Annotated in this window: 11 protein-coding genes and 1 pseudogene; 7 read left to right on the forward strand and 5 right to left on the reverse strand. The window is 69.7% G+C overall.

Translation table 11 applies throughout. The features are described 5' to 3' along the window. Positions 1–95 precede the first annotated feature (95 nt). Positions 96–1804 (forward strand): annotated as a pseudogene (locus FGL91_RS04030) (AMP-binding protein). Between the two features lie 4 nt (positions 1805–1808). On the opposite strand, the gene FGL91_RS04035 reads toward FGL91_RS04030, so the two are convergent. The 5 genes from FGL91_RS04035 to FGL91_RS04055 form a co-directional block, all read right to left on the reverse strand. Beyond that, a complete protein-coding gene (locus tag FGL91_RS04035) occupies positions 1809–2225 on the reverse strand; it encodes a hypothetical protein (RefSeq protein ID WP_153243148.1) in 417 nt (138 codons plus the stop codon). Positions 2226–2360: 135 nt separating this feature from the next. Then, positions 2361–3833 (reverse strand): MATE family efflux transporter, encoded by a 1473-nt coding sequence (locus FGL91_RS04040; protein WP_131494443.1) that lies wholly within the window; start codon positions 3831–3833, stop codon positions 2361–2363. 139 nt (positions 3834–3972) lie between these two features. Continuing rightward, complete coding sequence (locus tag FGL91_RS04045) at positions 3973–4596, reverse strand: response regulator (RefSeq protein WP_153243149.1); 624 nt, start codon at positions 4594–4596, stop codon at positions 3973–3975. Continuing rightward, positions 4593–5900 carry a sensor histidine kinase gene (locus FGL91_RS04050; RefSeq protein WP_153243150.1) on the reverse strand — a complete coding sequence of 436 codons (1308 nt, stop codon included), beginning with the start codon at positions 5898–5900 and terminating at the stop codon, positions 4593–4595. The genes FGL91_RS04045 and FGL91_RS04050 overlap by 4 nt, the downstream gene beginning before the upstream one ends. Then, positions 5866–7995 (reverse strand): MMPL family transporter, encoded by a 2130-nt coding sequence (locus tag FGL91_RS04055; protein WP_153243151.1) that lies wholly within the window; start codon positions 7993–7995, stop codon positions 5866–5868. The genes FGL91_RS04050 and FGL91_RS04055 overlap by 35 nt, the downstream gene beginning before the upstream one ends. 114 nt (positions 7996–8109) lie before the next feature. Between FGL91_RS04055 and FGL91_RS04060 the strand changes: the two genes are divergently transcribed. The 6 genes from FGL91_RS04060 to FGL91_RS04085 all read left to right on the forward strand — a co-directional run bounded on the left by FGL91_RS04060 (position 8110) and on the right by FGL91_RS04085 (position 14027). Next, a complete protein-coding gene (locus FGL91_RS04060) occupies positions 8110–8763 on the forward strand; it encodes an IMPACT family protein (RefSeq protein WP_153243152.1) in 654 nt (217 codons plus the stop codon). A 69-nt stretch (positions 8764–8832) separates the two neighbouring features. Then, positions 8833–9753: a DnaJ domain-containing protein gene (locus tag FGL91_RS04065; RefSeq protein ID WP_153243153.1), complete on the forward strand. Its 921-nt coding sequence runs from the start codon at positions 8833–8835 to the stop codon at positions 9751–9753. Positions 9754–9948: 195 nt separating this feature from the next. Next, the gene (locus FGL91_RS04070) at positions 9949–10953 is read left to right on the forward strand and encodes a LacI family DNA-binding transcriptional regulator (protein WP_153243154.1); all 1005 of its coding nucleotides are present in this window, start codon (positions 9949–9951) and stop codon (positions 10951–10953) included. Between the two features lie 68 nt (positions 10954–11021). Continuing rightward, positions 11022–12287 carry an extracellular solute-binding protein gene (locus FGL91_RS04075; RefSeq protein WP_153243155.1) on the forward strand — a complete coding sequence of 422 codons (1266 nt, stop codon included), beginning with the start codon at positions 11022–11024 and terminating at the stop codon, positions 12285–12287. A 4-nt stretch (positions 12288–12291) separates the two neighbouring features. Then, positions 12292–13188: a carbohydrate ABC transporter permease gene (locus FGL91_RS04080; RefSeq protein ID WP_131494437.1), complete on the forward strand. Its 897-nt coding sequence runs from the start codon at positions 12292–12294 to the stop codon at positions 13186–13188. Beyond that, the gene (locus FGL91_RS04085) at positions 13185–14027 is read left to right on the forward strand and encodes a carbohydrate ABC transporter permease (protein ID WP_081997106.1); all 843 of its coding nucleotides are present in this window, start codon (positions 13185–13187) and stop codon (positions 14025–14027) included. Before FGL91_RS04080 ends, FGL91_RS04085 begins: the two co-directional genes overlap by 4 nt. Positions 14028–14030 lie beyond the last annotated feature (3 nt).

Here is a 14030-nt window from a genome sequence, read left to right on the forward strand (position 1 = left end):
GTGCGCCGGAGACGGGGGCTGTCAGGCGCGTTTCTGCACTCGCACGCGACAAGATGGAACGCGCGACAAGATGGAACACGCGACAAGGGAGCACCATGAGCCGCAGCGCGACCGCCGCCACGCAGAGCATCCGCGAGATGCGGGACTTCCTCTTCACCCACGCGACGGACTACGCGGCCGCGCGAGCAGGGTTCGCCTGGCCCGAGGTCGACCAGTTCAACTTCGCCCTCGAGTGGTTCGACGTGGTCGCCGCCGAGAAGCCGGATCGTCCCGCGGTGCAGATCGTCGAGGCCGACCTGAGCCTGCGCACCTGGACATACGGCGAGCTCTCGACGCGATCCGACCAGGTCGCCGCCTGGCTCACCGGCCTCGGCCTCCGCCGGGGCGACCACGTGATCGTGATGCTGAACAACACGATCGAGCTGTGGGAGGTGATGCTGGCGATCACGAAGATCGGTGCGGTGTCGATCCCCACGTCCACGCTCCTGTCGGCATCGGACCTCGAGTACCGCGTCGATCACGGCCGCGCCCGAGCCGTAATCACCCTCGGAACCCTCGGCGACCGCGTCCTGACCATCGACCCCGGCATCATGCGCATCGGTGTGGGCGACGGCATCCCCGCGGGGTGGGAGCGCTTCGACGACTCGGCCGACGCCCCCGCCACCTTCGAGCCGGTCGGACCCACCCCCGCGTCCGACACCGCTCTGCTCTACTTCACCTCGGGCACCACGAACCGCCCGAAACTCGTGCAGCACACCCACGTCTCGTACCCGGTCGGACACCTGTCGACCATGTGGTGGCTCGGGGTGCGCCCCGACGACGTACACCTCAACATCTCATCGCCCGGTTGGGCGAAGCACGCCTGGTCGAGCTTCTACTCGCCGTTCCTCGCCGAGGCGACCGTGTTCGTTTACAACTACGCCCGCTTCGACGCGAACACCCTCATGCAGGTCATGGAGACTCACCACGTCTCGACGTTCTGTGCACCGCCCACCGTCTGGCGGATGCTGATCCAGGCCGACCTCTCGCGTCTCACCCACCCTCCTCGCGAGCTGGTCGGTGCGGGCGAACCGTTGAATCCCGAGGTCATCGACCGGGTGCGCGATGCGTGGGGCGGCACGATCCGCGACGGGTTCGGGCAGACCGAGATGACGGCGTGCATCGGGAATTCTCCGGGTCAGACCGTGAAGGTCGGATCCATGGGGCGTCCCCTCCCGGCTACCCCGTCGTCCTGCTCGACCCGGTTACCGGGGCCGTCGTCGAGCACGAAGGGGAGATCGCACTCGATCTGACGAACCCGCCGCTCGGGTTGATGGCGGGCTACTTCGACGACCCGGAGAAGACGGCGCAGTCACGCGCCGGCGGCTACCACCACACCGGTGACATCGCGGTGCGCGACTCCGACGGATACCTCACCTACGTCGGGCGCTCCGACGACGTGTTCAAGGCCTCTGACTACAAGATCTCGCCGTTCGAGCTCGAGTCGGTGCTGCTCGAACACGACCTCGTGGTCGAGGCGGCGGTGATCCCGAGCCCGGATCCGACACGGTTGGCCGTGCCGAAAGCGTATGTCTGCCTGACCCCCGGAGCCACGGTCGCCGACACGGACGCCGCCCGAGCGATCTTCACCTACGCCCACGAGCGCCTGTCGTCGCACCTGTGGGTGCGGATCATCGAGTTCGTGCCCGAGCTGCCGAAGACCATCTCCGGCAAGATCCGTCGTGTCGAGCTGCGTGGGCGCGAGGCCGCGCGCGTGGAATCCGGCGACGAAACCGGACAGCACCGCGACCGCGACTATCGCTGACCGCTCAGGGGACCACCGCGATCGACGCGGTCGTCGGTGACGTCACCACGCGCGCCGTTTTGGACCCGACCGCGGGCCTCGACACCGGCACGGCCGCGGGCAATGCCTCATCCGTCTCACGCGCCGGCCGTCCGGCATCGGCCGCGGTCATGATGGCCCGCACGACACCGCCGATCACCAGCATCCCGACCAGCGCCGCTCCCGAAAGGATCAACGGCGTCCATTCCTGGGCGAACGACGCCGTGACGCTCAGCAGCGCACCGACGATCCACACCCCCACGGCTCCCCCGGCGAGCCCTCCGGACCCGCGGATCACCGCGACCGCCGCCACGATCGCACAGGCGGCGGCGATCGCCGCGCCCACATAACCGATCGGCACCATCACCGCAGCCAGATCGCTGGCCACTCTCATTGTCGTCATGACGACCCCCCGTCAGCGGAAATCCCGCTACCTCGACACTAGAAGTGTGTCTCGGAAAGGCCATCCGTCTCAAGTCCGATCCACATCATCCTGCAGACTGATATCTCGCTGGCGCGAAGGCGGCGTGGCGGACCCTCAGCGCCGACTCGGCCACCGCAGCCGGCGCGCGCGCACCACGCGCACGGGCTGGGTGACGACGGCGTCCACGACCATCGAGCCGTCGGTCGGTCCGACGATCGCGATCGCCGAGGTCTCGGTCGCCTCGGCAGGCGCGACCGGGAGATGCGCGAGCGCCCGGTGCGCGCGGATGTAGGCGGGCACCAGCAGCACGATCGCCCCCACCCAGGCGAGCGGATTGCTCAGGGCGACGCCGTCGAACCCGATCCAGGCTCCGAGGACGATGGCTGCCCCGACGCGCATCACCAACTCGATCACGCCGGTCACGGTGGGCACGAGCGTGTGGCCGAGGCCCTGGAGTGCGCCGCGCAGCACGAACAGCATGCCGAGCGCCCAATAGCCGCAGCCGTTGATGATCAGCATCCGATGCGCCATGTCGACGACGTCGTCGGATCCCTCTCCGATGAACAGGCGCACCATCGGCGCACCGAAGGCGATCAGCAGCACGCCGAGCACCACGCCGGCGCCGACCGCCATCCACGTCGCTTCGACGACACCACGACGGATGCGATCGGGCCGACGTCCGCCGTGGTTCTGCGCCACGTACATCGAGACCGCGAGGCCGAGCGAGGAGAGCAGCGCGACCGCGAGACTGTCGACCCGGGATCCCGTCGTGTACGCGGCGACGGCATCAGCTCCGAGGGTGTTCAACGCCACCTGCACGGTGAGCGTGCCGATCGCGATGATCGAGGCCTGGAAGCCCATCGGCAGGCCGAGGCGCAGGTGCTCGGCGATGTCGTCCCGCCCGATGCGCCAGTCGGCACGGCGGAGGTGCAGCATGGGCAGGCGGCGGCGCACGAACTCGAGACACAGCGCCACCGAGACGGCCTGCGCCACGACGGTCGCGAGGGCGGCTCCGCCCACACCCCATCCGAGCGGGCCGACCATCAGGACGACGAGTCCGACGTTCAATGCACAGGCGATGGTGAGGAAGACCAGGGGCGTCTTGGAGTCGCCGATGGCGCGGATGATCGCCGAGAGGTAGTTGAAGAACATGGTCGCGCTGGCGCCCAGGAAGCTGATCTGCGTGAAGGTCGTGGCTTCGGGCATGAGCTCGGCCGGTGTCTGCAGCAGCGCCAGGATGGGACCGGCGAGCAGCGGCGCCGCGACCGTGAGGATCACACTGGTGATGGCGCTGAGGAACACACCCGTCGCGACCGAGCGGCGTACGGCGGCATCGTCACGCGCGCCGAACGCCTGCGCGATCGGGATCGCGAATCCACTCGTCAGACCCCAGGCGAACCCGAGGAGCAGGAACAGCAGGCTGCCGGTCGCGCCCACAGCGGCGAGCGAGGTGACACCGAGGTGCCTGCCGACGACGATCGCGTCGGCGAACTGGTAGAGCTGCTGGACCACATTGCCGAGCAGGAGGGGGATGGAGAAGGCAAGGATGACGCGCCACGGACGGCCCGTGGTGAGGGAGGTGGCCATGAAGGAGCGGCTCGCAGAGCTGGGGGATGGATCGGGGTGCACACCAGCATATCGAATCGATTCGAAGGCGGGGTCAGGCGGACTTCGCCGGGAGCAGCCGCTTGCGCAAGGCCAGGAAGAGCTGGAGATGCCGGAAGGCTCAGAGCAGACCGGTGTCGCGGGCGATGGCGATGGCGCGGGCACGACTGTCGGCGCCGAGCTTCTCGAACACGTGCACGAGGTGCGTCTTCACGGTGGCCTCCGTCACGAACAGGGTCTTCGCGATCTCGCGGTTCGAGGCGCCCGTGTCGAGCAGCCGGAGCACCGCCAGCTCGCGTTCGGTCAGCCGCACCCGCGGTGCGCGCATGACCTGCACGACCCGTTCGCTGAGTTCCGGGGTGAGCACGAGTCCTCCGGCGGCCGCCTGACGGATCGCGCGGACGATGTCTTCGGGGGCCACATCCTTCAGCAGGTACCCGGAGGCGCCGGCTTCGATCGCTCCGAGGATCTCGGCGTCACGGTCGAACGTGGTCAGGATGAGGACGGCGGGCGCCGGATCCAGCCCGCGGAGCGCGGCCGTCGTCTGCACGCCGTTCATGCCGTCGCCGAGCCGCAGATCGCAGAGCACGACGTCCGGATGCAGGTGTCGCGCGAGAGCCACGGCCTCCTCGCCGGAGGCGGACTCCCCGACCACCTCGACGTCGTCACGATGGTCGAACAGCGAGCGCACTCCGGCCCGGACGATGGGATGGTCGTCGACGAGCAGCACGCGTACGGCGGTCATGCCGTGCCTTCCGTCCGCTGCGCCGGCACTGTTCCACCGAGCGGGACATGGGCCGACAGCGCGGTGCCGTCGCCCGCGGCGCTCTCCACGTCGAGCCCTCCGCCGAGCTCCCGCAGCCGCGCGCGCATCGAGCGCAGCCCGTAGCCCCCGCCCGTGCTGCCGATTCCGCCCTGCGTGTCCCAGCGCCGGGCATCGAAGCCGACTCCGTCGTCGACGATGTCGAGCCGCACCGCGTCACCGGCGTCGGCCAGGGTGACCACGACGCGAGAGGCCTCGGCATGGGACCGGACGTTCGCGAGAGCGGACTGCGCCGTCCGCAACAGGGCGACCTCCGCGTCGATGCCGAGCGCCGGGAGGTCGTCGTCGGCGTTCAGCGTCCCCTCGATCCCGGTCTCTTCGGCCAGTCGTGCGAGCATGCGGGCGAGCGCGTCGCCGAGCGCGGTGGACTCGAGTTCGGCAGGCATCAGCGCGTTCACGATGCGCCGCGCGTCCGCCATCCCCTCCGTGGCGAGCGCACCGATCTGTTCGAGCGCGCGGGTGCGCTGTGCCGGATCATCCGCCTCCAGCGCCGACCGTGCCAGCATCCCGATCGAGGACACGCTCTGCGCGACCGTGTCGTGGATGTCGCGAGAGACCCGGGTGCGTTCCGCGCTCGCCCCCGACTCGCGCTGGGTACGGGCGAGCTCGTCCTGCAGAGCCGCCATCTCCTCCTGCGTCGCGACGAGAGACGCGATCAGTCGACGCCTCTCCCGGCCGTCACGCACGAGCTCGAGGTACCCGCGGGAGATCCCCAGCGCGAAGACACCGCCGACGAGAGGACCGATCACGTTCGCGTAGGTCGTGGTGCCGGTGTGCAGCAGCGGAGCGGTGACCACGACGGCGAGCACCACCACGCTCAGCAGCAGCGCCCACCGCAGGCGCATCACGAAGCCGGCGAGCAGCCACAGCGGGAACGCGAGCCACACGAACTCCGGAGAGACCACGACCGCACCGAGCCAGATGAGCGTCAGCCCGAGCAGCCACCCGGTCGCCAGACGACGGTCGGAGGTCCGCTCGCCCAGCAGCAGGCCGCCGCCGTACCAGCCGAGGAAGACGAGCGAGAGGGCGAGCACCCACGGCAGCGGGACGCCGTCGGCGGCTGCACGCCAGGCGCCGATCGCGACCAGCACGACCGTGATGACGGCCTGGCCGATCCGGATCGACCCGACCAGGCTCGCCCACGTGCGCGGCGCGCGGATCCCTGCCGCGGGGTCGACGCGGCCGGGACGCTCAGCCCGCGTCTGCGGGGACGGCGACTGCGGCATCCTCGTATTCTCCCCCGCGCGGGTGGTCTCCGTGTCGATCGGCGCGGGATCCGGCACCCCCGACCTTCCGCGGCCACCACATCCGTTCGCCGACGAGGGCGAACAACGCAGGGACCACCAGGGTGCGCACGACGAAGGTGTCGACGAGCACCCCGATCCCGACGATGAGCCCGATCTGTCCGAGCGTGACCAGGGGCAGCAACCCGAGCGCCGCGAACACCGCCGCGAGCACGACTCCGGCGCTGGTGATCACCCCACCCGTCGCGGTGACCGCTCGCACCATCCCCTGCCGCGTCCCGACCGTCAGCGCCTCGATCCTGGCGCGATGGACGAGGAAGATCGTGTAGTCGATCCCGAGCGCCACGAGGAACAGGAACGACAGCAGCGGCACCTGCAGGTCGAGCGACTCCCATCCGAACACGACCCGGCTCAGCCACGTGCCCGCACCGATCGCCGCGACCGCGCTGAGGATGTTCACCGCGAGCAGCAGCACCGGTGCCACCAGGGAGCGCAGCAGCACGATGAGCACGAGCAGGCTGACCGCGAGCACGAGCGGGACGATGAGCAGCAGATCGCGCTGATTGCCGTCGCGCGCGTCGAGATCTGCGGCGACGGGCCCCCCGACCGCGGCATCCGCCTCCGGTACCGACGCCGCGGCCTCTCGCACGGCACGGACCAGATCGAGACTTTCGGTCGTGCCCGGTGCCGGCTCTCCGACGACGAGCAGACGGGTGAGCGCGCCGTCGCTGCTGTCGCCCGTGGCCGACACCCGCAGCACACCCGGCACGTCGTCGATCGCCGCGGCCAGCGCCTCGGCCTCCGCCGTCCCCCCGATCACGACCATCGGCTGCGCCTCGCCTGCGGGGAAGTGATCCCCGAGCGTCGTCAGCCCCGCGGCGGACTCCGACGCGACCCGGAACTTCTCGACCTGGGTGAGCCCGACGGATGCCCCGGCCAGACCGCCGGCGAGGACACCGAGGAGCGCGAGGCCGCCGACCAGCGGCACCCACGGGCGACGGGAGACGCGCTGTGCCACCACGCCCCACACGCGCCCCGTGACGGCGGTGTCGCCCACGCGCGGCGCGAACGGCCAGAAGAGCCGACGACCGCACACGGCGAGCGCCGGCGGGAGCACCAGCAGCACGGCGGCGAGCGCGATCAGGAGTCCGACGGCCGAGGCGATACCGAGCCCCCGCGTGCCCGGGATCACGGCGAGGGCCAGCGTCGACAGCGCAAGGACCACGGTGACGTTCGAGGCGACGATCGCCGGAGCGGTGGCCCGCCACGCGGCGACCAGGGCGCGGCGGTGATCGGCCTCACGGGCGAGCTCTTCGCGATAGCGCGAGATGAGCAGGAGGGCGTAGTTCGTCCCGGCCCCGAACACGAGCACGCTGACGATGCCGGAATCGAACTGCAGACCAAGCCCGGCGCCGATCGCGGCGGTCGCCTTGTTCGCCAGCTGATCGGCCAGCGCGACGACGACGAGCGGGATCATCCAGAGCACGGGTGAACGGTAGGTGACGATGAGCAGCAGTGCGACGATCCCGAGGGTCACGATCAGCAAGGTGAAGTCGGCGCCGTCGAACGCGGAGGCGACGTCCACACCGAACGCGGGACCACCGGTGACCTGCACACCGACGCCGTCGATCGGATGCGCCGCCACCGTGTCGCGCAGAGCGTGCACGGCCTCCGCGGCGGCATCATCACCGCCGTCGAGCGTCAGCGTCGCCTGGATCGCTGCGGCCTCGCCGTCGTCGCTGACGATCGGACCACGCGGTTCGTGTCCGGTCTCCTCCTCGACGTCGGCCGCGAGGGCACCGAGGGCGGTGAGGTCGGCGTCGCGGAGCTCCCCGCCGTCGTCACGGGCGGCGACCAGCAGCACCGTGTGCTCGTCCGCGTCGGGGAACTGTTCGGCGAGCATCGCCGCCTGTGCGGATTCCGAGTCGGGCGGGGCGACGTCGGTGCCGGCGGGAAGCGACGCCCGTCCGAGCGCACCGAGGAGGGCGGTGAAGGCGATCACCGCGATCAGCAGGGAGACCCACGCGCCGCGACGGGAGGTGAGCCACAGGGGGAGGGAGCGGAGGGTGCGGAGCATGGATCCAGTCCAGCCGCCGCGACTCCCCGGCGGATCGCGCGCGGGGCGGAGACGGGTCTCCACCCTTCGATGGATCCGCTCCGGGCGGGATGCGGCCTGGGTATCGTGAGGCGGGTGACCTCCGTCCGCAGCTATCCCGCCACCATCGCCGCCGCGGTCGAGCACGAGACGGTCATCCGCAAGTCGCGCTTCCTCACGCACGTCGAGCCCGTGACCTCGGTCGAGCAGGCGGAGGCGGTGATCGCAGGGATCCGCAAGAGGGCCTGGGACGCGAACCACAACTGCACCGCGATGGTCACCGGCCTGCTCGGCGATCAGGCCCGGTCGTCGGATGACGGGGAGCCCTCGGGCACGGCCGGGATCCCGATGCTGGAAGTGCTGCGTCGGCGTGACCTGACCGACGTGGTCGCCGTGGTGACGCGGTACTTCGGCGGGGTGAAGCTCGGGGCGGGAGGGCTCGTGCGCGCTTACTCCTCCGCGGTGTCGGAGACCCTCGACCAGGCGGCCCTCGTGCGCAGGGCAGCGCTGCGGCAGGTGACGCTCGAGGTGCCGCACGCCGACGCGGGTCGCTACGACAACCTGCTGCGCGAGTGGGCGGCTCATCACGGCGCGACGCTTGGTGAACCGACCTATGCCACGACGGCCACGCTCGAGCTGTGGGCCCCGCAGACGGAGCTCCCTCGACTCACCGACGATCTGGCCGCTGCGTCCGCGGGAGCTGTCGTCCCGGTGCTCGGCGTCGAGCGCATCGTCGACGTGCCGGCCTGACCCCCTTCGAATCGCGAAGGAAGCCAGTCGGGTGGATATCCTGGATGCCGCGGTCGCGGAGGGAGAGCGATGTTCGACAGTCCGCTCTCGGCGTCGGCCTATGAGGTCCTCGGCGTCGACCCGTCGATCGATGAGGACGGGTTGCGCCGCGCCTACCGCCTGCGCCTCCGGCAGACCCATCCGGACACGGGCGGCGACGCCGCTGTCTTCATCCAGGTGCAGCGCGCGTGGGAACTGGTCGGCACCGTCGAGAGCCGCGCCGCCTACGACCGCCGAACCGGCGTGACCCACGATGCCGGTGCCGAGTGGAGCGGATGGCGACCGCCGGCCGCTCGCACCGACACACGTCCGCGCGCCCGTGCCTACGGCCACCCCGGAGGCTGGCGCCGGGAGCGCTACTTGGCGCTCATCCGCGAATGGGCGGGACGCGGCGTCGACGTGCCCGACCCCTACGACCCCGCCCTGGTGCGCTCGGCACCGCGTGACGTGCGCCGCCTCCTCGCCGATGCCCTCGCGGAAGAGGCGACGGCGCGCACGGTCGCCGACCTCGGCATGGGTTACACCGTCTGGCACGACGTCGTGGCCGGAGCAGACGCCGACGACAAGCTCGACCACGTGATCCTCGGCCCCTCGGGTCTGTACGGCGTGATGTCGGAGGACTTCGGCGGGGTCGTCGGCTTCCGTCGCGGCGAGATCACCGGACCGAGCCTCGGCACGCGGGCGCCCGTCACCGCGGCCCTCCGCCGGATGCGAACGATCGCCAAGGCCGCACGCGTCCGATTCAGCGGCGCCATCGTGGTGCTGCCCGATGACGACCTCGCCCAGGCCGTCACATCGTTGGGCACCAGTCGCGGAGTCCCGGTCGTGGTGGTGCGCCGCAGTGCGCTCGCCATGGTGCTGCGTCAGGGTGTGCCGCACGCGCGCGCGATCGGCGGCAACGAGCTGTTCGACGTCCGGACGCGCCTGCAGCAGACCGTCCGCTTCGTCTGACCTCCCGGTCCTCCGCTTTCGGATCGCGCGAACGGTCGTATCCAGCGTCTTCGTCGCGCCGTTCGGGTGATTCGAACGCCGACACGACCGGACAGGACCGCCGACAGGACCGTTGACATCCGGAATCAAACCGGTTTACACTCATCAAACCGGTTCACGCTGTACATCTCTGTGCCGGGTCCACGAGGAGGTGGCATGAGCCGCACGACGATCGCCGATGTCGCCCGGGAAGCCGGCGTCACGAAGGCCACGGTCTCGCATGCCCTGAGCGGCAACCGCCCCATCTCCGAGGAGACGCGGGCGAAGGTGCTCGCCGCGGCCGAGAAGCTGGACTGGGCCCCGAGCCAGAGCGCACGGGCACTCGCCACCCGCCGGGCCAACGCCATCGCCGTGGTGCTCGCCCGCGACCCGGAGGTCATCGCGAACGACTCCTTCTTCCCGGCCTTCATCGCCGGGGTCGAGTCGGTGCTCGCGGAGACCGAGACGGCACTCCTGCTCCAGGTCGTCCCCGACCGCCACGCCGAGGAACGGGCGTACCGCACGCTGACCCATGGCAGGGCCGACGGGGCACTCCTGCTCGATCTGCGTACCGACGACTGGCGCGTGCCGTTCCTCGACGACCTCGGCCTGCCGACCGTGCTGGTGGGCGCCTACGACCAGCCGACCGGGTTCTCGTGCGTGCGCACCGACGATGCCGCACCGATCCGCGAGCTCGTCGCACACCTCCGCGCCGCCGGGCACGGACGCATCGCCCACGTCTCCGGCCCCCTCGACTACGTGCACTCGAAGGCACGCGCCGAGGCGTACGTCGAGGCGGTCGGCGACGACGAGCTGCTCCGCGAGGGCGACTTCACGGCCGCGAGCGGGCGCGCCCGCACCGCCGAGCTCCTCGCCCTGCCCGACCGGCCGACCGCGATCCTCTACTCGAACGACACCATGGCGATCGCCGGCCTCTCCTATGCACGCGCACAGGGACTCTCGATTCCCCAGGACCTCGCGATCTCCGGATTCGACGACGATCACCTCTCCGCCCACCTGTCGCCGGCGTTGACCAGCGTCTCCTCTGATCCCGCCGCCCGGGGCCGCGCCGCCGCCCGGCTCCTGCGGGCGGAGATCATCGGAGCGCCGCCGCGCACCGAGGTCGTCGACTGCAACGTCGTGCACTTCCGGGAGAGCACCGGGTCGGCAGCACCCGCCTGACCGCACCACCACCTACCGCACCACCCCACGGCCATGCAGCCGTACCCCGCAGTGTCAAGGAGGACATCATGAAGAAGTTCCGCGCAATCGCCCTGATCGGCGCCACGGCTCTCGTCGCCACCGGATGCTCGGCCGGAGGCGGTGGCGGGGAGGGATCCGCCGACGGCACCGGCCCCATCAGCGTCTGGCTCTCCAACAACGAGCAGGAGGTCGCCTGGGGCACCGCCGTCGTCGAGGCCTGGAACGCCGAGCATCCCGACGAGCAGGTGAAGGCACAGGAGATCCCCGCCGGATCGTCGTCGGAAGAGGCCATCACCGCCGCGATCACCGCCGGCACCGCGCCCTGCCTCGTCTACAACGTGGCCCCTGCCGCGGTCTCGGGCTGGGTCAAGCAGGGAGGTCTCGTCGACCTCAGCGCGATCGACGGGGGCGCCGACTACATCACCGAGCGCGGCGGCGACGTCGACGCCTATGCCAGTGACGGCAGCTTTTACCAGCTGCCCTGGAAGTCGAACCCGGTGATGGTCATGTACAACAAGGCGCTCTTCGAAGCCGCCGGCATCGACCCCGAAGACCCGCAGATGAACACCTACGACTCCTTCCTCGAAGGCTCGCGCGCGATCGTCGACTCCGGTGTGCAGAGCGCCATCTGGCCCGCTCCGACCAGCGAGTTCTACCAGCCGTGGTTCGACTTCTATCCGCTGTACCTGGCCGAGACGGACGGCACGATGCTGGTAGAAGACGGCAAGGCCACGTTCGACTCGGACGCCGGGCGCACGGTCTCCGAGTTCTGGAAGACCTTCTACGACGAGAAGCTGTCGCCGAACGAGGCGTCGACCGACGACGCGATGTCGGCCGGCACCACCGCCATGCAGCTCGCCGGCCCCTGGGCCATCCCGTCGTACGCCGACACCGTCGACGTCGGCTTCATGCCCGTGCCGACGAGCGACGGCCGGGACAACCCCACGACCTTCGCCGACTCCAAGAGCGTGTCGATGTTCACGGCCTGTGAGAACCAGGGCACGGCGTGGGAGTTCCTGAAGTTCTCGACCAGCGAGGAGAGCGACGGACAGCTGCTCGAGGCGACCGGTCAGATGCCGATGCGCACCGGCCTCACCGACGCCTACGGCGACTACTTCGCCGCGAACCCGAACTACGTGGCGTTCGCCGAGCAGGCCGAGAAGACCGCCGACGTCCCCAGCATCCCGAACTCCGTCGAGGCATGGCAGGCGTTCCGCGACGAGTACTCCTCCGCCGTGATCTTCGACAAGGAGTCGATCGACGACTTCCTCGGGAATGCGGCGACGAAGATCGACGAGCTCGTCGCCGAGTGACATCGTGACCGACAAGAAGCGGTTGCGCACCCGATGGCTGGGTGCGCAACCGGTCGGCGGGCTGTTCGCGCTGCCGTACTTCGTGTTCGTGATCGCGATCTTCGCGTATCCGCTCGCGTTCGCCGTCTACATCGCCTTCCACGACTACTTCTTCACGGCACCCGGCACCGAGGTCGACCGCCCGTTCGTCGGCTTCGACAACTTCGTCACGGTGCTCACCGACCCGCGGGTCCTCGGATCCTTCCGCAACACCCTGATCTTCCTCGTCATCAACGTGCCGCTCACGGCGGTGCTCGCCCTGGTCCTCGCCGCGGCGCTCAACACCGGCATCCGCTGGGTCGCCGCCTACCGGGTCGCGTTCTACGTCCCCTACCTGACGGCGAGCGTCTCCCTCGTGGGCGTGTGGATGCTGCTGTTCTCGGGCAACGGGCTGATCAACACCATCCTCGGCCCGCTCGCCCCGGACCCGTCGTGGCTCGTGAACAGCGGACTCGCGATGCCGATGATCGCGTTCTACGTCACCTGGAAGCAGCTCGGGTTCTACATCCTGCTCTACCTGGCGGCCCTGCAGAACGTGCCGAGGGAGCTCTACGAGTCGGCGGAGACCGACGGCGCCGGAGTGTTCTCGCGTTTCCGGCACGTCACGATCCCCGGGGTGCGCAGCGCCACGACCCTCGTGCTGATCCTCTCGATCATCACCGGAGCGAACCTCTTCACCGAGCCGTACCTGCTCACCAACGGCGGCGGCCCGGACGGCGCCTCGACCACCCCCGTCCTGCTGATCTACCAGCTGGGCATCCAACAGCAGAACCCCGACACGGCAGCGGCGATCGGCATGATCCTCGTGATCTTCGTCGGGATGCTGTCGCTGGCGGCCAATCGCGTGACGAGGGAGCGATGATGCGAAAGAAGCGTTCACTGCCCCGCATCCTGAGCATCATCCTGCTCACGATCGCGGCCATCGGCTTCGCCTTCCCGTTCTACTTCATGATCGTCGGGGCATTCCAGGAGAATCCGACGAACTCCCCCAGCGAGCTGTTCCCGACGAGCGGGTGGACGGTCGACAACTTCATCGCGATCGACTCGCGCATCGACCTGGTCGGTTCGCTGGTCAACTCGCTGATCTTCACGGCGGGTGTCCTCCTGGGAACGGTCGTGTTCGGGCTGCTCGCCGGCTACGCGATCGCTCGCCTGGACTTCCGGGGGCGCGGCGTGGTCTGGGTGCTGATGCTGCTCGTGCAGATGGTGCCGTTCCAGTTGCTGATGATCCCGCTCTACGTGCAGATCACCCGCAGCTATGGACTCGGCGACTCGTATCTGGGCATGATCCTGCCGTTCCTGATCAACACCACGGCGGTGTTCATCTTCGTGCAGTTCTTCAAGGCGCTGCCGGTGGAGATCTTCGAGGCCGCACGGATCGACGGTGCCGGCGAGATCCGCCTGCTCACATCGGTCGCGATCCCGCTCATCCGCCCCGTACTCGTGACGGTCGTGCTGGTCACGTTCATCGGCCCCTGGAACGAGTTCCTCTGGCCGTTCCTCATCACGAAGGATGCGAGCCTGCAGCCGCTGGCCGTGTCCCTCGCCAACTACATCTCCAACGTGGCGCAGTCGACGGCCAACCCGAACGGCGCGATCCTCGCCGGCGCCACGGCGCTCGCGTTCCCCGTCGTCATCCTCTTCATCGTCTTCCAGCGCTTCTTCAAAGCCACCGACCTCGGCGCGGCCGTCAAAGGCTAGCCC

Origin of the sequence: Microbacterium sp. CBA3102 (assembly GCF_007954505.1) — a bacterium.
Taxonomy (GTDB): Bacteria; Actinomycetota; Actinomycetes; order Actinomycetales; family Microbacteriaceae; genus Microbacterium; species Microbacterium aurugineum.

Excerpts from the sequence above, each read along its gene's own strand:
- FGL91_RS04045 (WP_153243149.1), bottom strand. The coding sequence starts at position 4,596 with ATGACCGCCGTACGCGTGCTGCTCGTCGACGACCATCCCATCGTCCGG.
- FGL91_RS04035 (WP_153243148.1), bottom strand. The coding sequence starts at position 2,225 with ATGACGACAATGAGAGTGGCCAGCGATCTGGCTGCGGTGATGGTGCCG.
- FGL91_RS04065 (WP_153243153.1), top strand. The coding sequence starts at position 8,833 with ATGTTCGACAGTCCGCTCTCGGCGTCGGCCTATGAGGTCCTCGGCGTC.
- FGL91_RS04040 (WP_131494443.1), bottom strand. The coding sequence starts at position 3,833 with ATGGCCACCTCCCTCACCACGGGCCGTCCGTGGCGCGTCATCCTTGCC.
- FGL91_RS04050 (WP_153243150.1), bottom strand. The coding sequence starts at position 5,900 with ATGCCGCAGTCGCCGTCCCCGCAGACGCGGGCTGAGCGTCCCGGCCGC.
- FGL91_RS04070 (WP_153243154.1), top strand. The coding sequence starts at position 9,949 with ATGAGCCGCACGACGATCGCCGATGTCGCCCGGGAAGCCGGCGTCACG.
- FGL91_RS04055 (WP_153243151.1), bottom strand. The coding sequence starts at position 7,995 with ATGCTCCGCACCCTCCGCTCCCTCCCCCTGTGGCTCACCTCCCGTCGC.
- FGL91_RS04085 (WP_081997106.1), top strand. The coding sequence starts at position 13,185 with ATGATGCGAAAGAAGCGTTCACTGCCCCGCATCCTGAGCATCATCCTG.
- FGL91_RS04075 (WP_153243155.1), top strand. The coding sequence starts at position 11,022 with ATGAAGAAGTTCCGCGCAATCGCCCTGATCGGCGCCACGGCTCTCGTC.